Below are 18,182 nucleotides of genomic sequence, written 5' to 3' on the forward strand. Positions count from 1 at the left end.
AAATGCCCAGTGAATACTCGTTTTCAGACGTGCTGGAAAGGATGTACCAAAACCAGCTTGCTCTAGAGGCAGCCCTGATGGAGCTGACCCTCCACGTAGAAGCCCACGGACATGCGGATGTAGGAAATAACGTTCGCGGTGCTCTGGAGACAATCGGCGAGAACGCCGGACACATCAAGCAAGGTCTAGCCCGACTCAAAAATCTCCCATGACCCGGCCACTATTTGATTTTGATCTCAAACGCGTTTCACGCCAGCACTACATAATCGCGAAAACTGCGATCAATTTTCCGCGCACTGAAAGCACTACTGGTGGCCGGCATTTCTTATTATAGTTTGATCGGAAATCAGAGTAGCGAAGGTGTCCCTCGCAGGTATTCACTATCTTGAGAACACAGTTAGGGCGCTTTAGGGCGCTTTAGGGCTGACTTTATTTAACAGACAAAGTCCCGCTCGAATGAAGTATTTCTTTCGCCGATCAAGCTGTATAGACGACATGGGACTCAAACAAAATATCTCGAAATCATCCACATCTAAGACAGCCTCGAAATAAATGCAATTCGGACTCATTTGACTTAATGCTACAGGAGATTCCTTAAAAAGCTTCTGACCTCCAACTATGCTCTTAGATAAAACGTCCAAGGTAAGACCTGAACAAATCTTTAATGACCCCTTTCTATTAACAAAACTTATGATCTTTTTTGATAATTTTTGACCAAACAGCCTAAAAATTAAACTTTTGTTTTGTAGGCATCTTCTATCCCAAGCCGCCAAACCAACACCAAACAAGCTTGCACTATCATAAGGTGTGCCGGCCAATGTTTGCGCCTGTGCATAGATAACTGAGGCGCTTATTTTAGTCTTGACGCGAACTATAAAAACCCCGTCAGAAACAATGCCAATTGAAAAATTTTCATTTCTTATATAGGCACCACCTCCACCAGTATGAAGTGTTTCATACACTGATGAACCCAAACTTTTCAAAATGAGCCCCACGTGAAAAAAATTTCCTTTCGTAGAATCAGCAATATCCCCCTTAAACACCTCTTCGTTTGGCGTATATAAAACCATATCTCCAGGCAGAAGAGCATTGGGATTCACGGATGAATGAAACAACCTAGAATCTATCGGCGCTTTATTTTTCATTAAATAATTCAGCATTCTGTAATCATCTTCTCGTATATTGACATGCGTTTTAAGTTCCATAGCACGGCGATAGCGACACATTTACCAAGTGCCGCAAAGCCGAGACACTAGGTTACTTACAGTCCTGCTCAAACTCTTCGAGCATATCCGCACGGATCAACGCGTCGGGGTCTTCTGCGTGAACCGCGTCAAGTCTTTGCTGAACGCAACTGTCGGAATCTCCACCGATACCTGGTGTTGCAACCGTAGGTTCCGAAGATATTAGTGTTGTCCCGGCGGCGGATTCCTGACTAGCAGCGGGGATGTTAACCAGTTGCAGGTTTTCTCCCCGTATTCCCGCTCCTGAAAAGCGACTAGCTTCTTCAAAGTCAGGGATGCTGGTAACACCGCTTCCATAACGGTCATTATCGACTAGAGCCATTTTCCCCGGATACTGAGCGCTCAAGCTCGGAGCTAAGGCAGCAAGGATCTGAGTAGGTTTACCGTTGTTCCAAAAGATAACGGTCTGCAGCTCACCCTTATCGCTGATCACCCTCTCCTGCCCATGCTTAACCACGCTCTGGGTTGGTAACGTTGTGCGAACGCCAATACCTTGGAACTGGCTGTCCTGCTTGTTACCCGACCATACCGTCGCCACCGCGCTCTGTAGGATGCCCTTGCTCCACTGGAGCTCACGGATCAGGTGACCTTGATCGTCCCAATACTGCTCAATGCCATCTTTGCTAAGGTCGCTTGCCATGTAGCGATTTGCATCTTGAATGATTGCGAGACCAGTGTAGTGATGCACGTGCGCTCCGGTGTAGCTGTACTTATCCACGGTGCGAGAACGAATCTTGTCGTGGTCGAAGACACTAAGCTCTGTGACATTGCCCTGAGCGTCCATTTGCTTCTGGACACCATCCATTAAATCGTTGTCGTAGTTGTTCTCGCTGGCCAGATACCACCGGTTGCTATCGATGCTGTAATCCTGCTGAAGGCCTTGTTTCTTACCATTGGCGTAATTGCGATGCTGGGTGCCTCTGTTGTCGAAGCCGCTTTGCAACCCGTTCTTCCATTCGAGGTCTGCAATTTTTTCCTTACCTGCGCTATCCCAAGCACGTTCACGACCGTCCTTACGGCCTTCGGTGTAGCTTACCTCTAGAATTTTCTCTCCGGTCTGGGCGTCGTACAGTTCCTGAACGCCATCTTGCCGACCGTTTCTCCAGTGCTCAACAACCACCTTTTTGCTGGTCTTGGGATCGAAGCGCTCGGCTTTACCGTCCTTCTTACCTGCTTTGAATTCACCGGTACCAACCACGGTGCCTGCATTGTCCGCACACTTCATGTCACCATCGGGAAGCCCTTTTTTGAAGTCAACAATGCATGTGCCGACGTTAAAAAGCCCGAGAACTGAAATTGGGTAATTCGTGACACGACCAGTAAACGGATCTTCCGCGTGGATCTTATACAGAAGGCCTTGTATTTCTTTAGTTTGACGGGCGTCAATTTCTTCGTTGCAGCCAGTAAGGCTGAGGGTGGCCAATCCAATGGCACCAATCGCGAAAGCTCGACCTGCGATAAATCTCACCTGAAACTCCTGTTTGGTAAGCGACGGCCCTCTGGCCGTGATGGGCTTTTAAGTCCTGAGGTTGCGCAGCTTAGCGTCCCGTAGAACGCGATGCGTACCATTCCTTAACGTCAGCGAGGGCGAAACCTTGAGGAAGAATGAGCGAGGGTAGCCATTCTATCGTCCACCTGCTCACGCTTCCGATGTTCAAGGAATACGCTTTGGTTTTCGGGATCTGGGTTTACAGCCTTCAACTGCGTACCACCGGATACTTTTTATAGAAGCAACCTGCTGACCACCATCAACATGGGTGCGGCTGTGAAAAAGAACGAGCTTCCAGTAAAAACCTGCCTTACGTGCGGCCTTCTTTTCACTTGGAGGAAGAAATGGGTGCGATGCTGGGGGAGGTTCGTTATTGCTCGGGGCACTGCTGGCGCACCAAAAGTTGAGCCAAAAAGGGCCATCAAGGAGCCCTTTGTACTGACCAGAGATTACTTGGCGAGCCAAGTCTCTACAGTCGCCGCTCCGTACTCACTTTTCCACTCTTTCAAACCTTTGTGATTGCCGCCTTTCGTTTCGATAATCTCGCCGGTGTGCGGGTTCTTGTAGACTTTCACTTGGCGGGCTTTGCGCGTGCCGGCTTTTGGCGCGGCTACAGGAGCACGTCGACCGGCTTGCAGATCAAGCAGATTGATCACGTCCTTCAAGCCGTAGCTGTATTTTGCGAGCAAATCGCGCAGCTTTGTTTCGAACTCTATTTCTTTCTTTAGGCCAGCGTCACCCTTGAGGGCTTCGAGCGCCTGGAGTTGCTCGGCAAGGTGTTTTTCGAGTTGACGGAATTCGGCGAGTTTGGACATGGCAGGTCTCTGTGTGGTTAGTCTGCTAACAATACACCAAAAATAAAATTTGGATATTGTGGGTCGCATTCGCGCTAAACCATAAAGAATCAGTGGTGCTCACCCTTAAAGAAAACGGCGTCTGTCCTCCACCAGCATTGCAAATGTCACGGGACATAAAAATCGTACGAGAAAAATTTCGCCTGCCCACATAAAGCCCTTTCCCTGCAAAAATAATATTCTCAGCTATTATTCGGGTTCACCTCAGGCCTGCGGATTTGCATATGGACATTAAAATTTTCAATTGTAACAACATCGATAGTGGCGCCATTCATATATCTCTGGGCAAGCTCAATATAAAATATGCAACAAACGGAACATGAAAAAGTACCGTAGCTAGAGCGTTGTCGCTTTCTATACACGACAAATTAGCTGGTACAAGCAAGCTAGCCGAACTTACGTCTTTCAAAAACGCAGAAAACCCAGAGCTATCACCCAAGATAGAAGGATCTGAAGAGATCACTAAACTCAGAGTGTTTGACGAATCATACATCAATGACTTTGTCTTCCAGGCTGATGAGTTGGTGAAGGGTAGTTTCGATATTTTTGTAAGAGATAAGGATTATGATGCGGGGATGGAAGAAATAAGAAATTTAACTAGCGAAATGAAGGACATGCTAGGGGCGGATCCAGAAATCGAAACACTAATAACAGACTTACTTGAACTCTCTAGCGCTTTTGGAAAACCTGTAAAAACAGGATTCCATGCTTCGAGCAATGTGGCTAAAGCACTAAAAAATGGTAACAAGGTAGAATCCATTCCGGCGGGCCTGGAGAAATTTACGACTTTGATTCAACACGAACAGAATTACAAGTGGATAAAGTGGCAACAAGAAGGCAAGCCCTTTCTAGACATTTCATCAGATTGTCCGTATTGCACACATGATGTAAAGGACACGCTGGAAGTAATAACTAAGGTTACAGAATCGTATGACTCCAAATCCATTGAAAGCCTAGCAAAAACCATTGCCACATTCTCTAAACTCAACAAATACTTTTCAACTGAGACTAGCCAAAGTATCGATAGCTTTATAAAAAATATCGAAGGGTACACGGACGATCAGGCTGCTTTTATCCGAGAAGTTTGGGGTCAAATTGATCGTCTATCTGGCAGCTTGACAAAAGCTAAAAACTTAGGATTTTCAACACTTAGAAATGTTGACGTCATAATTGAAGAACTCAAAAACCATAAAATTCAACTAGAGCTATACGTTCATCTAAACTCAGAAAGCACAGCAGAAAAAATTGAAATAGTTAACAAGGGCATTGATGCGTTGCTTGAGAAGGCTGGGAAGCTTCAAGGCAGTGTCGCGAAGCAAAAAAAACTTATAGAAAAACTCATAAAAAACAACGGCATTGGAATCAATGAATTTTTGCAAAATGCCGGGTATAGCTATTCAGTTATGCTCGTTGCTGACGGTGAGAGCTACAAACTAAAATTGGTTCACAACTCAATAGAAGGTGAGATAGCAAATGTACGCTCTCACTTGAGCTATGGAGAGCGCAACGCATTTTCGTTAGTTTTATTCATGTATGACTGCCTAAAAAGCGAAGCCGATTTGATAATACTTGACGACCCAATTTCGTCGTTCGATAAAAACAAGAAATACGCAATAGTTGACGCTCTATTCCGCAAGGAAAATTCATTCAGGGGTAAGACAGTTCTTTTCCTCACTCACGATTTCGAACCCGTAGTAGACATGATGCTGCATCACCCTGACCGCTTCATAAAGCCAGCCGTTTACTTCCTCGAAAATAACCAAGGCCTACTAAGCGAGAACACAATTGAAAAGACGGATATTCAGACTTTCATAGAGATTGCGATGACTAATTCGCGTACGGACTGCCACGAAATAAATCGCCTAGTTTATCTGCGACGCTACTACGAAATCACGGAGAATAAACAATACAGCTTTGATATTCTTTCCAGCCTTTTCCACAAAAGATCCAAGCCATCTAAAAAAGATCCAAATGGCGGGTTTATCGAGCTAACGGAAAGCGAATTGGAGGAGGGAACTCAGCACATTTGCAAATTCGTAGAGAGCTTTGAGTACAAAAGACTTATTCAACTTGTACAAAACGACAACGAACTGAAGAAATTGTATTTCGACTCAAAAAACAACTATGAAAAGCTTCATCTTTACAGAATGCTTTTCGATGGCAAAGCAAAGGATATAGAATCCGACGTGATTCGCAAATTTATCAATGAAGCGTTCCACATTGAAAACAATTACATATACCAGCTTAATCCCTCCCAGTTTCAGCTCGTACCTCAATATGTGATAGATGAGTGCGATACATTCGTCGAAAATCTTTAGACAACTAATCCTCAAAATTATTTCTTATTCGACGTTTAGTGAGGTGGCGCTTCGAATTTTGACAGATCCTCCAGCACAGGGGGTGTTCCAAGCGTCGGCAGTTCATTCACGTCCAATCCTGGTCAAACTCGACTTGGATCGAGCTGGGAAAGTCGATTGAAGGTGGAGAATACAAATATAGGACGGGATACATTGGAAAAAGTTTCCTACTCAGCTCTGGTGGACTTGGGATACCCGACCGACGACGGGCGGCTCATGACGAAGGCAGCAACTGAATCGGTTAATAGCCTTTTCCGTACCGGCTACAAGCACAGCAGCGCGGCAGTGTCGCCGATGGGTCTCCGACAGCCCGGGGAATTCACTGATGACCTGTTTGCGCATTCGCAGCCCGTAATGGAGGACGAGTCGATAGGCGTGCTGGATGAGATCATGGCTCCTAGGGAAAGGGAGTCCTCCGAGTAGCCAGCGTGCCCGCATCGCCTAGTTAGGCAATGCGGCGAGAATCGATGAATTAGACCTACACGAGAAGTTCGATCATATCTGGGTAGTGAAAGCCAGATAGCAGACTGGCCACCCGATTGGCTTAAGGGCGTCCCTGTATCGAAGACCTCAGGTACGCGACGAATCCGGCCCAGTTATGAGCCTCATATTTCTCCAGCATTTGTTTAGGAAGCTTAATTTGAGAAATCGTCCAGTCAATGCACTCTCGCCATTCAGGCTCATCAAGAATCTGCCGCCCTGTGAAATATCGAACCTCGTCCTCGGTGGTGTTGTAGATCAAAAAAATACGGTCAAGATTTTTACTCACAGCAGATCGGCTAAGACCTCGCGGATTGTTCCAGTTTTCGCCACTCTTGATCTGAACTTCGAAGTAGCGACCTTGGTGTCCAACGATTCCGTCAATCCCCTTGTCGTCGACCAGCGAGGGGAACACATCAAACCCTTCGCCGAGCAAGTATCCCCAGATGGCGAATTCATTTCGTTTACCGATTGCGAGCTTGTTTTTTATTTCTATTTTCAACGTCATGTTGTTTACCGCACCTATCCAGTGGAAATGAACGCTCTCACCGCCAAACCTGAGTGATACGGAGGTGGAGCATTAATTTGAAATGAAGGGCGGAAGGAATAATAGGATATCGCTCAACCTCCTTGTCCGCCCAGCCGCTGCGCTTTTCTGCATTCCCGCACGTCGCCTGCAGATATTAGATTGTGACGAGCGAAGGCCCTAGCTAGCGTCCTTTAACTACTTTACGTTTGATCCCATCAGAAGGGGGCGCAGGACGTGGAGTCACAACGTTCCAATAGGCCTGATCCCCCTTGATATAACGGCTTGCCTTCTCCGACGCGGGTACCTTTTCGTCCCAGGAAATATACCAGTAGCAGTAGGTGACGGCCCGAGTGATGGCGACGTAGGCTGTTCGCAGCGCCTCCTGCTGCTGTGCTCTGTCGTAACCGCAGGGCTCGCCCGCATTCGCCATACCAGCCTGGGCATAGAAATCGTTTCTCGAAGGCGATGATGTGGTGACCTCGCAATCCCCCAGCAAAAAGACGGCGTCGGCCTGCAAGCCCTTCGAGGAGTGGTAGGTCAGAAACTTGATGGCCTTGTCTCGCTTATCTTCACGAGCTCTCTCAATGACGTCGCTAAGTTTTGCTTTGGCATCTTTTTTGGTGTCGCGTTTACGGTAAAGAATAAGGATCGAGTGGCCAGCGTCGTAATGGTGTTCGGTCATCTGCACTAGGTGTTCCCAGTCAAGCTCTCGAACTTCTACCGGTATCTGGTTGCCGATCACACGCTTGTTAACGGCAACACCGTGCTTGTTTTCAAAACCTGGTGTCTGGTTGACGATTGCTTCCGCCGCATCAACCACCATTTGGTGTGATCGATGGTTTTCCTGCATGAAAACCTGTGTCTGTTTCGGCGACCTAAACTCCTTGCCGAACTCCATCAGAAAACGTGGAGAGCTGCCACGCCATCCATAGATGCTTTGCCAATCGTCCCCCACTGCCATCACCGAAGCATAAGCTGGCGCGCCCAAAGTTTTAGCGGCCAACCCGCGCAGTTCGATTTCCTTAAAGGTCGCCCTGACCCAGGAGATTGTGTTCGCCCCCACATCTTGGAATTCGTCGATGAGCAGCGTCGTCATGGGGCGAAGTACGCTGTCCGGTACTGCCCTAAAATTTTGCTGACCACGTTCGCTGAACATCGCAAACATACTGTTAAACGTCATTACCGGCGGGCTCATCTGCAGCAGTCCATCGTTGAACGCGGCCCAGTAAATGCTCATCGCATGGAAAAATGGCGTGTCGGGCTCATCCTTGTACAAGGTCATATTTTTGACCGCCTCAATGGCGTCCAGGCCCAGGTTTTCGATGAAGGAAGCATTGGAAAAAAATGCCTCCAAAATATAACTGGAGCTTATCTCTCCCCTGACCTTGTACTGGAATTTCGGGCATCCATTTATCCGACCTTTGAGCGCGTCAACCGACCGCGATGCATCGACATAACTGTTCAGATAGACAACCCGTGGGCTGCAAAACGCCTGAAACAGCGTCCGCTTGTCGCGCACGTGCTTGCGCATGAACCATCCATATTGGTGATCAAGCTTAATTTCATTTGGTTCGGTATCGTCGACCCCTAGAATCACGTAGGTATCGAACTCGGGAATATATCCGTTCACCCGGAAGTTTTTCCCAAGCAGTCGGACAGTCTTATGTGCAGGCTCTATCCCATCAATTGGCCAATAACCGGCAGCTTCCCAAAGACCTTCAAGTTGAGCGCACAACGCATCATCGATATTCGCCATTTGCCAGGCCTTATCCTGGCGCTCCAGAACGTCTGGATGGTCTTTATTCATCTCAGCTAGCAATAGTGAGCGTTGATAGAGTTCTCCGATCAGTGAGCGAAACTCCGTGTTGGTTTCATAGAGCTCTTGGTATGTCGCGTTCATCAGGTCAAGCTGGGTTTCACCCAGCTTGACGTTCAGCATCGAACCGTCCTTTTCGTCCTCACCTGGCTTGTTGTCTAGAAACTCAAAAGCCTTTACATCACTTAGACCATCGATGCTTTTTGCGAAGGACAGAATGCGGGAATGGAACGTGCGGACAATCTCAAGGGACTTCTTCTCGCTGACTTCATAACCCCAAAGGTCAAACACCTCGCGGACTTTCTTCGCGAAATCCAGCTTGGATTCTTTTGTGAAAGTGACAACCGTCAGACCCGCCAAATCAATTTTGAGGTAGTGGTATAGAACAATCAGCCGCAACACCATGGTGGTCGATTTACCGCTACCAGCACCCGCCACTACAGAGGTGGTCGGAGTGGTGGACAAGATCATCTTCCACTGATCTTCAGAAGGAGGTTGATCAGGAAGATAGTGCTTCACATCCTGCCGGATCTCAGCAGCCATTTCTGGAGTGATCGCAAATCTCCAGTCCTTGAACAGTGCAGTTTCCTTGATGCCCGGTGAAGCTGGAGTCGTAGGTGCACCAGGACGTAACTCAACAATTAGCTTTCCGTCGTCCAGTCCTTGGGTATGCCCCTGAGAGAAACCCTCCTCCAAGCCTTTGCTTTTCCCCTCTTTGGTACCGACAAGCCGACCCGCATTCCAAGCAGATGTTTGTTGAAATCCGACGACGTCGAGGATTGCATTGGTGAGCCAGTTGAAAAAGCCACGCTTGGCGGACTGTGGGCTATGGCCACACGCCAAGGTATCGTTTTCATCTGATGAATCAATCTGTGGTGGTTGAGAATGAGGGTTGGTTGGTCGCGAATCCACTAGCTAAGAGCTCCCTGCAGGCTTAGAGCGTGCCAGGAATCCGGGCGCCGCCTCTTCGATATAAGGGCGTAGATTACCACCACAATTGCAACGTGAAGCTTCTAAAGCAGAGGTCACGGCAGCCCGAGCCGCCTAATCCCGCAGCATGTCCTGACTTGCCAGACCCTGTGTTAGTCAGCAGGATTGGCGTCATGGATGCAGACAGACATCGAGCAACTGGAGGAGGATCAATGAGCTTATACGGTGGATACATCGAAAGGTTGGCCAGGAAAGTCGAAGCGAGGTTGCAGGACATCGAGGCGATCTACAACTTTGACCTTGGGGATGAATTCGAGGTCGCCATATGCGCTTTGCTGGAGGATATTCTGCCAGCCAAGTACGGAGTGTGCCGGGGTTTTATCATCGCTGAAAATGGCGAAAAGGCCGGGGATGACCTCATTATCTACGACAAGATGTCCAGCCCTACCCTGCGCTCCGGCTTGAGCCGCCAGTTTCCGGTAAAAGAACAAATCCCGGTTGACGCGGTGTACGCCTACATCGAATGCAAGCACTCGATCTCGGATTCAGCGGTATTGGCAAAGGCGGTCAGCCAAGCCGAAGCGGTAAAGAAATTGCTGCTCACACGCCGAGGTCGCACCAACCCTGAGTATCAAGTAGATGGGCCTATCTACAACGGCAGGGCCAGGGACTGGCCCCGTACTTACCCTCCACTCAAGAACCAGCCCTTCTGTGCAGTCTTTGCACGCAAATACTCACCGGACGTTTCTGTTCGCAATGTCCAGGGAGACCACGCCCCCGACCTCATGATTCTTGGAAATGACCACATCGCGACACATACGGTGTACATGGGGCCGGACGGTGTCAAATCGTCGCTCTTTTACGACACCAAGTTCGGGGCGCCGCTGTACGTGGAAGCTGCCCCTGGCAACGCCTACGGCTTGGGTCTGGTGATCCTTCTTCAGGCGTTGAGCTGGGTTGAACTGCTGCCGATTGATTGGACTGAGGCGCTGAGCACCACGTTCTTCGACAACCTGCTCAACCGCAAAACCTAACCTAAGCCCTTATACCTCCCCTACCGCCGGGATCTTCGTCTGGCACGACAATGAGCGCTTCTCTGCGAAATCTACCATCTGTCCATGTAAGCCTGAGTTGCAGGCCAACAACCAATGCTGAAAGATAACGAGCTGGACGAAGACCAGCGCTAATACTGCAAACACCATTGTTATGCTACAGACAGTGAAAGCAGTAGGCCTTTTTGAAAGCCTAGACTTGCGAGTCTTAGCAGGCACAACATCTCCGCAGGGCTTACAGAACGACAAGACGCCCGAATAGACTCAAAACGCTGGAGGCTCCCATCCATTGAAGTGTTTCAACGCGTCCAAATTCCCGATCAGTTCTTTCGCTTTAGCCAGCCGCTCGATAACCACTTTCCGCTCATCATCTTCGAGCCTATGCGCAGATCTCTCAATATCGTCAAAGAATGCCTGAATGCTGTTTACCTTTGCCCAAGTCTGAATCACAGCTTCTAGCTGCTCAAGGCTATCCTGGATCGCCTCGAGTCGGCGTTTTTCCTCTTCTTTTCTTTGCCACTCAGCCATCTGCAATTGGTGCTTCTGCCGTTCGAGCTCAGCCCTTTCTCGCTCAACCTCTACTTTTTTGGCAAGCCCTGGGGCTTCAGCAATCAAGAATTTGACGATGCTTGGGATTTTGCTGACCAAATCACCAGGTCTGTCCTCGATCCAGCGATGAATCCAATCTACTCGGTAGTAAGGGGAATAAACCTGGAGGCAGAGGCGACCGGTAGGCATGTCGGTACTCATTACCCAATCATTGCGATAAGGAGAGCGACGTTGATTGGCTGGAAGTGAACTCAATCGAACATACTCCTTGTCTACGTACTTGACCTCGACGTACTCACTGATTTCGTAGATGGTCAAACCAAAAACTATGGCTCCGATGTAAACCACGGTAGGACGTTGCGGCTGCCACAGCGAAGGATGTATGTACCTCGTTGAGGCCTTTTCCCTATGATCAACTGACTCACGATTCATATGCTTAGCAGGATCGCTGAGCGCTACTGCAAGACCTTCTTTCATCAGAGCCAAGTAAAACTGGTTGGCAAAACCTACCGCATCGGCTATCCCGGTACGACTCACAATTAAATCCGCCATGGAACGTTTTGTGGGCCGTAAATAACCGTTATCGCTTTCCAGAACCTTCTTAAAGTGCTCTTCAATATCTAGTAAAATTGGGTGCCTGCGAGGCAGTGCAGCAGGGACTGGAGATATTTTCCGGCTCGTTTTTTGACGTTCTTTTGGCAAAGATCTCGAAACCTGGAGAGGCGATCCATTTCGACTCCACGCAGTCAAATCGCCAGGCCGAGATTCGGGCAACAATGGACGCGCTTTAGCTTTGCCCACTGCGACTTGAGCCCAATACCCCACCGGTGGACGAGGAATATTTAAGCTGGTGAAAACTCGAGCCAAATAGCTTGAAGACACCCCATATCGTTCGCCGATTTTGGTCATAGGAGCCGACCAAACCTGTTCATAAAGCGACTCTCTTGTCACGACATCTTCCGACAAGTCATCGGCTGGAGTGAGAACCTCAGATGTGTCTTCCATGGGCGGGAGCTTTAGTCATTTGATGGGTGTCGACTGGATGATCATAGCCCATGCATTATGACGATTCAGGGCAATGGCTCGCTCACCAGCCAAGAAGCATTTTCTTCCCTACTTTGCTTCGCGAATCCAGGCGTTTGAGGGCGAATTGCACCGTCATGAGGCGATTTTGATTGACGAAAAAACAAGCGGTGCAAACAGGACTCCTGATCGGACTAAAAAATAAAGAAGGCCCTCAAAAAGGGCCCCTTGGGTAGTCAAATCAAAATCACTTGGCCAACCAAGACTCAACAGTTTCACTGCGTGCTCTGCCTTCCTCTTCAAGCCTGCGTGATTGCCACCTTCTGTCACAATAACCTCGCCGCTGTGGGGTTTGGTGTAAACCTTCAGCTGACGAGCTTTCCGTGAGCCTGCTTTAGGCGTACGCAACGAAGCATGGTGACCATGCATGGGAATCTAGCGGGTTAATTACCTCCTTAAGGCTTTAGCCATTACTGGCGGGCGCTAAATCTACAAGCCATTACTCTACTTATCATCACACTTCAGATTTGTCCTGTAGAACCCACTCATCTGACACGCCGTGCTTATGCATATAACTATGTACCGACTTCGGAATATGAGGCGACTCTTTAGCGAGCGAATCTATACGCTGACGCATATTATCCAAGCCTTCAAAATTATTTTCCCTACCCGCTTCAAACATAAACTCCATCTCTCTTCCCAACGCATTGTAATTGGCACCGGCAGCGCGATGTTTTTCAGCAAGTTCTTGATAGCCCAGTGTACTCTGGAGGGCAGTCATTACTGCAGCCAATACACTCATAAACCCAACCACCACCTGCCAAAAAATATCTATTTGTTGCTGCATACTGGCGAACACCGTAGTTCCAACAGCTGCTGAAAAAACAATTGCCGGGATTGAGATCATTTTATGGATAAATGAATATCGCATAGCGGCACGATAATGACCCATTCCAATCGACGCCAACCGCGTATACCACTTATATGCCAGTTTTCCAACTTCGGACTCAGACTCAAAACTCATACACACCCCAAGAGATAATAACGCATTAGAATTTCTTCATCATTAATCTAGCCAATTAAAATTAGTGCCCCCCCTAACCCGGCTATAGGTTGACTTTGATGTATAAATCGACTGGCGAGACTTGGCTATTCACGGAGCTCATTCCACGTAACGAAGCCACAGATAAGTCCGACCAGAGATCGCCTGTGCGACTGCAGAAATACGTGTCTGTAGGTCTTCATCGCTAGTGTTATAGAGCGCACAGAAATCTTTGGCTACGACGTTAGCAAGTGATGTATCAGGCGGTTCAGCACGAATGAAGCCGATGTAAGAAGCACCTACGCCCATCAACTCATAGCCATGCGCTTCTGAAAAATGACGCGCAACGGCAAAGTTTTTCGCGGGATCCAGATCCGAAGTGAAATAGCCATTCGGAAAAGCCGCGAGTGCCTGGCAGGACTGCTGAACGGGTACCAGGAGCGCTGAAAGAGGCTGCTCTAGAAGAGAGATAGGGTTGTTCTGGTAACCGATCCACTCCTGGAGGGCCTGCTGATCTAGCGTCAAACCATGAGTGCAAGCATCCTCGAAAGACGTGGCTGCAACCAGGGTCATGAAATTGCGAAGACAGATTGCGAACTCCGCTTTCGTAGTCGGATAGCCTATGTATTCACCATTCTCAAAGCACTCTGGAGGCAAGCCCGCTATGTCCTGCTCCGATGCATCGTCCATCCCTAAATTATTGCGCACATGTCCCGAGGTGTAGCGGGCTTGGTGCAGATCATCGAGCGAGAACAGGGGTTTAAAGCCTGGGTGCGCCTCAGCAATGTTACGACGAGCTTCGGTCAGATCGTCAAAGCTGGTAATCCCGCTCACGCCGTACTCATCGCATGTACCTACAGACGGATTATCACGCATGCCATTACCGCGAAATTCGATATCCATAAACCGTGGCCCGCTCCATGTTGGTACTGAATTGAGTGAGTAATCCTAAGCATTCCAGGATCATCATTGAAGGTCTGCCGCCAAGCGACAATAAGTCTTCCTGCCACCACATAGTAGCGCGCTACGCTAACTTTGACGTTCGCACTTCGAGGTAATGTTGATGTCCGAAACTGGCCTACCATGCAATTTCTAATCGTCTCAGGGAAGAAACTGATGACTACAGATTCGTTATGTCTAGTCTTTGTGCCGGCTCTGGCGGCAGTGCTGCAAGCCGCCGAGGATAAAAGGGCACGCCGCTTACTGAGGCTGAGGTTTGTGAAATCCGAGACAGATCCACCTGCGTCGCTTTACCATTCAGCGCGGCGCTGGCTATGGAAGAAGATCGTGGTTATCCAGACCTCATCGCTGAGGACTGCTGGAATGAATGGCAACGTCTACGCTCTCAGTGATTTGCGCCTGTACCAAAACAACGCAGTCTTCTGTGATCAGACAATCATCCGACTGTAAGCAACCGTTGCTCTCTTTCGGCCACGAGATGCTGGTAGCACACCGAGTGTACCTCCCTATCTGCCAAAAGTGAGTCATCCCCTTATGAACGAAGGTTGGCAAAACGACGACTATTTCATCATCTTCACGGAGGATGAGAGCTTAGCTGCCATGAAGGCCTACGGATTTGATCGTCATCTTCCGGGGTACACGCTATTGGGTCTAAGAGGATGGGACGACTTTATCGTCATCAACTCTTCCGGAGTAATGTTTACCATTCCGACGCTGCCACTCGATGCGTCCTATGCCGCGCCGTTTGCCCTTCCCCAGCAGATTTCCCTTGAGCCGGACGAGCGTTTCGCTGGCAAGATCAAGTGGTATAGGAAGCCCTTAGTCTTTGGCGGCGACCCAGCGGACAAAACAAATCTCGCATGGATCACTCACGAGCAACATGCTGAGCTTGTGATCTGGTGGAACGAACAGTACAGGAGCGCCAAAGCACAGAACTAGGACAATTATCCCATAAAGACGAAATCGCAACACATCCTCACCTGGCGTACTGAGGTACTCACGACTAGCCTATACCCTGTTTTTTACCAGAGCTGATAGGTGCTATCGATGAGTGTCCGCCTCCTCAGCCGGATAAAACTCACCCTCCTTCCCCATCTTTATCAGCCGTTCGCGTACCATCAACTCAACGTTGGCCACTGCAGCTTGATCGTCAGGATTAACCACTTTCACGCAAAGGCGTCGGACATTCTGATCGTGGGTGCCCTCGCTCATCATTTCGTGTGTGAAGACGTGTTCGCCACGCCATAGGCATAGCTGGATATGCGTCCCGCCCAACCATATCTCATTGATTGATCTAAGGTCGGTGGTAGCCAGTTGATCGACGGTGATTGTCTTATCCATTGCGCTGCACCTTAACCATGAGTAGATACAGGTAGACTTACCGGCATAGCGGGTCGTTCCACGCGTTGGCAGTTCAACCGGGCTAATGGTGGTTAAGCACGTCCCGGTCAGAACTGGGACAATTGACGATTGAAGGCGGACAATACGAGCCGACAAGGGCAATCACATTGCCGATCCTGCTGTTTCACACGCAAATGGCCGCGCCTAGATCAACCTTGATCTCCCCTCCTCCGGCCGATACTGCCTGCTCAACAGACGGCGTGCAGACTACGGGACGACCCCCAGCTATCGTCCCATTGCAGCACATCGCGATCAGCGGCAGTTGGCAAGAACCGGCTGTTGACTGACTTTGCGACCCGACATCACGATGTCGAACGGTGAGGCTGAATAACACTATTTCTTTTTTCAAACGGCCGAGTTGCCCGCTTGAAGTAATCAGAGTTCTGGGCCGCTGAATTTTCCTGATGCAATACACTCTAGAAAAATTCTTTGTTCTGGTTTAAGAAGTTTGCGTGGCGTATAGCCGTGCTCATCAGGCTCCCTTAGCCACCTCGTCAAAGCTCGGCTCGCAGACTCCTTGACAGCTTGACGCTCTGCGTCAGTGAAATTATGTTCCATCTCATGAGACATAGACTCAATTTCTTTTACTACCCAATCTTCGTCAAACCCTAAATCATCGCTTGAAAAATTCAGCGTCCAAAGATAGTTCAAAGCTATGTCCGCGAGATTATTCATAAACGTTCCTAATGGTCTATTCAGGGGACAGTTTTGGCCGACCTGGATGAGCTAATCGAATAACTTTAAGCCACTGTATAGGTAGCCTCGCTGACTCGAACAAATGCGCAAAAAAATTCGCAGCTACATTACTCGATTCGCACGAAACGTGTCGATGGGAGAGGGTTGAAGGCTCGTCTCCAACACTTTCGTCATACGGTAGACTCTATTTCATCGTTGCTGACCGGCAATTACTTTTGGCCGACCTCTGCCGGATGCGAAGCGCTGCAATGGGTCGAAAGTGGTCGTCGACAGCTTTTCGTTGCTCACACCGCACAACGCTTTCACAAGAAATCACTAACCTGGAACGGTTTATCAATCGCGAAAATCGATTCATAGACCGCGTCGTCAAGTTCATTACGGGCAAGGAACACGCTAGCACTATATGCGCGGGCCTTGCAAAACCAAGCAAAAGATCCGTCGTCGTCGCGCTCCAGCAGATAGAAGTATTGTTCCTCCATTTGAGCGCATATAGTCTCAAGTCGGGCCCGACCTCCACACGACAACAGTTCAGCGACCTCGTTAGAGTCACCCCCTACTTCATCAACCGCCCAGAGAACTATACAATTAGCCACCCGCGTTTTCTCGTCTGGTTCTAGAGCATCGAAAGCACGGTGTACGTCAGGATAGCTTGACACCAAGCGGTCAGTCATGGGGCTTAAATCCTCAGAGCGAGCTTGCCGATGACACCTGAATTGCCACCTAAAAGAACGCCGTAGTACGTCGGTGAAACTTCGTTGAAATCTCTTCAGGTCGAAAGCAACGTCTCGCTACTGGCTGCAATCGGCCAAAAGCGGAATTCGATCCACTACCGTCCAGCACAAAAGCGAAAACCTCTCGTTCTGTGAAAGCTAGCCTGCAAGGGTACGCATTATTTCCTCGACCACCGGCTTCGTGTATTTCTCACTGGTGTCAGTCTCCGGTGGGTCGTTACTGCGGAACCATTCACCTTGATCGAATGCTTGGTAAAGCGAGAAAGCGGGCTGAGGCATGTCGTTAGTCATGCCTAATTCAACCACGGCATTTATGATCCCGTTCATAACGCCGTCGCAATAGTCATAGAGCAGAGATCCTTGTAGATAGCCTTCCGCAACCGCGACGGACAGTTCGTTCAGCACATCATGCAGTGCAACGTCGAACCTTTCGCAAATGGGAACAAGATCACTCAGCGTCAAACCGTCTGATTCCGCTTTCACCGACAGTTCCTTGAGTTCGATCTTCGGCAAGACCATGATCATGAGCCTCTTCCCCGGTTAAGTGCGAAGGTAGCGCTTACAGATTGGCCGCACAGCGCTGCCACAGGTCAATTCCATGCTGCAATACGGGTTCATCGTCGGTCAACTTCAGCAACACGCAATGTCAGCTTTTGGCCGTTTTCTGCCTGAGGTGATTGGCTGAAACGGCCAGAGCCGGTCGACATGCGCTGGCTTTTTTGCCGCATTCTGGCTCTGGTGTAAGCCAGATTAGCGTAGCTATTGCCCTTACCTTTCACCTATCGAAGGCAAGAAATCTGGTCATTGCTATCTAAGTAATACATCCCTTCTAGGAACCAACCATCGGCGTGAGCCCGAGCAACGATTCTGAACGAGCCCCATGAAAGACAGGACACCGTTTCCCCCTTACGATAAGGGATAGGCAAACGGTTATGTTTATGACTAATAGCAACGACAAGAGTGGGGAGCTTTTGGGCCAGGAGCGGCGGCGCCGCTGGAGCCCGGAGCAAAAACTGGCCATGGTTCGCG

At 49.1% G+C, this 18,182-nt stretch carries 18 protein-coding genes and 2 pseudogenes; 7 read left to right on the top strand and 13 right to left on the bottom strand.

Features of this window, described 5'->3' with window-relative positions:
• Positions 1 to 2 precede the first annotated feature (2 nt).
• Both TU75_RS15255 and TU75_RS28090 read left to right on the top strand, forming a co-directional pair.
• Complete coding sequence (locus TU75_RS15255; protein ID WP_060549390.1) at positions 3 to 212, top strand: hypothetical protein; 210 nt, start codon at positions 3 to 5, stop codon at positions 210 to 212.
• A pseudogene (locus TU75_RS28090) lies at positions 209 to 396 on the top strand (hypothetical protein); the annotation flags it as partial. The gene TU75_RS15255 and the pseudogene TU75_RS28090, both read left to right, overlap by 4 nt.
• Positions 397 to 407: 11 nt before the next feature.
• Here the strand turns inward: TU75_RS28090 and TU75_RS27355 are convergent.
• Positions 408 to 1,226: a hypothetical protein gene (locus TU75_RS27355; protein WP_141719225.1), complete on the bottom strand. Its 819-nt coding sequence runs from the start codon at positions 1,224 to 1,226 to the stop codon at positions 408 to 410.
• A gap of 31 nt (positions 1,227 to 1,257) precedes the next feature.
• Entirely contained in the window at positions 1,258 to 2,712 is a 1,455-nt protein-coding gene (locus tag TU75_RS15260; RefSeq protein WP_060549391.1) for a toxin-antitoxin system YwqK family antitoxin, read from the bottom strand.
• 285 nt (positions 2,713 to 2,997) lie between these two features.
• Here TU75_RS15260 and TU75_RS28610 point away from each other — a divergent pair, with 285 nt between their 5' ends.
• Positions 2,998 to 3,252, top strand: a complete 255-nt coding sequence (locus TU75_RS28610) for a DUF2256 domain-containing protein (RefSeq protein WP_414860456.1) — start codon at positions 2,998 to 3,000, stop codon at positions 3,250 to 3,252.
• Here TU75_RS28610 and TU75_RS15265 read toward each other — a convergent pair.
• Positions 3,183 to 3,548, bottom strand: a complete 366-nt coding sequence (locus tag TU75_RS15265; protein WP_060549392.1) for a histone-like nucleoid-structuring protein, MvaT/MvaU family — start codon at positions 3,546 to 3,548, stop codon at positions 3,183 to 3,185. The two genes, TU75_RS28610 and TU75_RS15265, sit on opposite strands and share 70 nt — an antisense overlap.
• A 383-nt stretch (positions 3,549 to 3,931) precedes the next feature.
• On the opposite strand from TU75_RS15265, the gene TU75_RS28095 reads away from it, so the two are divergent.
• The gene (locus TU75_RS28095; protein WP_141719224.1) at positions 3,932 to 5,905 is read left to right on the top strand and encodes a hypothetical protein; all 1,974 of its coding nucleotides are present in this window, start codon (positions 3,932 to 3,934) and stop codon (positions 5,903 to 5,905) included.
• Positions 5,906 to 6,488: 583 nt separating this feature from the next.
• Here the strand turns inward: TU75_RS28095 and TU75_RS15280 are convergent.
• Positions 6,489 to 6,932 carry a DUF4365 domain-containing protein gene (locus tag TU75_RS15280; protein ID WP_060549395.1) on the bottom strand — a complete coding sequence of 148 codons (444 nt, stop codon included), beginning with the start codon at positions 6,930 to 6,932 and terminating at the stop codon, positions 6,489 to 6,491.
• A gap of 202 nt (positions 6,933 to 7,134) precedes the next feature.
• The gene (locus tag TU75_RS15285; protein ID WP_141719223.1) at positions 7,135 to 9,681 is read right to left on the bottom strand and encodes a UvrD-helicase domain-containing protein; all 2,547 of its coding nucleotides are present in this window, start codon (positions 9,679 to 9,681) and stop codon (positions 7,135 to 7,137) included.
• 230 nt (positions 9,682 to 9,911) lie between these two features.
• Between TU75_RS15285 and TU75_RS15290 the strand changes: the two genes are divergently transcribed.
• Positions 9,912 to 10,733 (top strand): DUF6602 domain-containing protein, encoded by an 822-nt coding sequence (locus TU75_RS15290; protein ID WP_060549397.1) that lies wholly within the window; start codon positions 9,912 to 9,914, stop codon positions 10,731 to 10,733.
• Positions 10,734 to 11,015: 282 nt separating this feature from the next.
• Here the strand turns inward: TU75_RS15290 and TU75_RS15295 are convergent, their stop codons facing one another.
• The 4 genes from TU75_RS15295 to TU75_RS15305 form a co-directional block, all read right to left on the bottom strand.
• The gene (locus TU75_RS15295) at positions 11,016 to 12,305 is read right to left on the bottom strand and encodes a DUF4200 domain-containing protein (RefSeq protein WP_060549398.1); all 1,290 of its coding nucleotides are present in this window, start codon (positions 12,303 to 12,305) and stop codon (positions 11,016 to 11,018) included.
• A 153-nt stretch (positions 12,306 to 12,458) separates the two neighbouring features.
• Positions 12,459 to 12,752 carry a hypothetical protein gene (locus TU75_RS28615; protein ID WP_371914204.1) on the bottom strand — a complete coding sequence of 98 codons (294 nt, stop codon included), beginning with the start codon at positions 12,750 to 12,752 and terminating at the stop codon, positions 12,459 to 12,461.
• An 85-nt stretch (positions 12,753 to 12,837) separates the two neighbouring features.
• Positions 12,838 to 13,347: an SLATT domain-containing protein gene (locus tag TU75_RS15300; RefSeq protein WP_060549399.1), complete on the bottom strand. Its 510-nt coding sequence runs from the start codon at positions 13,345 to 13,347 to the stop codon at positions 12,838 to 12,840.
• Positions 13,348 to 13,485: 138 nt separating this feature from the next.
• A complete protein-coding gene (locus TU75_RS15305; RefSeq protein WP_060549400.1) occupies positions 13,486 to 14,268 on the bottom strand; it encodes a DUF4253 domain-containing protein in 783 nt (260 codons plus the stop codon).
• A 213-nt stretch (positions 14,269 to 14,481) separates the two neighbouring features.
• Here TU75_RS15305 and TU75_RS15310 point away from each other — a divergent pair.
• Positions 14,482 to 14,717: pseudogene (locus tag TU75_RS15310) on the top strand (hypothetical protein).
• A 142-nt stretch (positions 14,718 to 14,859) separates the two neighbouring features.
• Positions 14,860 to 15,264: a hypothetical protein gene (locus tag TU75_RS15315; RefSeq protein WP_060549402.1), complete on the top strand. Its 405-nt coding sequence runs from the start codon at positions 14,860 to 14,862 to the stop codon at positions 15,262 to 15,264.
• A gap of 102 nt (positions 15,265 to 15,366) precedes the next feature.
• On the opposite strand, the gene TU75_RS15320 is transcribed toward TU75_RS15315, so the two are convergent.
• The 4 genes from TU75_RS15320 to TU75_RS15335 all read right to left on the bottom strand — a co-directional run bounded on the left by TU75_RS15320 (position 15,367) and on the right by TU75_RS15335 (position 17,678).
• A complete protein-coding gene (locus tag TU75_RS15320) occupies positions 15,367 to 15,666 on the bottom strand; it encodes a hypothetical protein (protein WP_060549403.1) in 300 nt (99 codons plus the stop codon).
• Positions 15,667 to 16,101: 435 nt separating this feature from the next.
• Entirely contained in the window at positions 16,102 to 16,401 is a 300-nt protein-coding gene (locus tag TU75_RS15325; RefSeq protein ID WP_060549404.1) for a hypothetical protein, read from the bottom strand.
• 323 nt (positions 16,402 to 16,724) lie between these two features.
• Positions 16,725 to 17,093: a hypothetical protein gene (locus tag TU75_RS15330; protein ID WP_060549405.1), complete on the bottom strand. Its 369-nt coding sequence runs from the start codon at positions 17,091 to 17,093 to the stop codon at positions 16,725 to 16,727.
• A 198-nt stretch (positions 17,094 to 17,291) separates the two neighbouring features.
• The gene (locus TU75_RS15335; protein WP_060549406.1) at positions 17,292 to 17,678 is read right to left on the bottom strand and encodes a hypothetical protein; all 387 of its coding nucleotides are present in this window, start codon (positions 17,676 to 17,678) and stop codon (positions 17,292 to 17,294) included.
• Between the last annotated feature and the right edge of the window lie 504 nt (positions 17,679 to 18,182).

This window comes from Pseudomonas poae, assembly GCF_001439785.1.
GTDB lineage: Bacteria > Pseudomonadota > Gammaproteobacteria > Pseudomonadales > Pseudomonadaceae > Aquipseudomonas > Aquipseudomonas poae.

Coding starts and splice junctions, on each gene's coding strand:
- TU75_RS15255 (WP_060549390.1), top strand. CDS start 3: ATGCCCAGTGAATACTCGTTTTCAGACGTGCTGGAAAGGATGTACCAA.
- TU75_RS27355 (WP_141719225.1), bottom strand. CDS start 1,226: ATGTGTCGCTATCGCCGTGCTATGGAACTTAAAACGCATGTCAATATA.
- TU75_RS28610 (WP_414860456.1), top strand. CDS start 2,998: ATGGGTGCGGCTGTGAAAAAGAACGAGCTTCCAGTAAAAACCTGCCTT.
- TU75_RS15265 (WP_060549392.1), bottom strand. CDS start 3,548: ATGTCCAAACTCGCCGAATTCCGTCAACTCGAAAAACACCTTGCCGAG.
- TU75_RS15280 (WP_060549395.1), bottom strand. CDS start 6,932: ATGACGTTGAAAATAGAAATAAAAAACAAGCTCGCAATCGGTAAACGA.
- TU75_RS15290 (WP_060549397.1), top strand. CDS start 9,912: ATGAGCTTATACGGTGGATACATCGAAAGGTTGGCCAGGAAAGTCGAA.
- TU75_RS15295 (WP_060549398.1), bottom strand. CDS start 12,305: ATGGAAGACACATCTGAGGTTCTCACTCCAGCCGATGACTTGTCGGAA.
- TU75_RS28615 (WP_371914204.1), bottom strand. CDS start 12,752: ATGCATGGTCACCATGCTTCGTTGCGTACGCCTAAAGCAGGCTCACGG.
- TU75_RS15300 (WP_060549399.1), bottom strand. CDS start 13,347: ATGAGTTTTGAGTCTGAGTCCGAAGTTGGAAAACTGGCATATAAGTGG.
- TU75_RS15305 (WP_060549400.1), bottom strand. CDS start 14,268: ATGGATATCGAATTTCGCGGTAATGGCATGCGTGATAATCCGTCTGTA.
- TU75_RS15315 (WP_060549402.1), top strand. CDS start 14,860: ATGAACGAAGGTTGGCAAAACGACGACTATTTCATCATCTTCACGGAG.
- TU75_RS15320 (WP_060549403.1), bottom strand. CDS start 15,666: ATGGATAAGACAATCACCGTCGATCAACTGGCTACCACCGACCTTAGA.
- TU75_RS15325 (WP_060549404.1), bottom strand. CDS start 16,401: ATGAATAATCTCGCGGACATAGCTTTGAACTATCTTTGGACGCTGAAT.
- TU75_RS15330 (WP_060549405.1), bottom strand. CDS start 17,093: ATGACTGACCGCTTGGTGTCAAGCTATCCTGACGTACACCGTGCTTTC.
- TU75_RS15335 (WP_060549406.1), bottom strand. CDS start 17,678: ATGATCATGGTCTTGCCGAAGATCGAACTCAAGGAACTGTCGGTGAAA.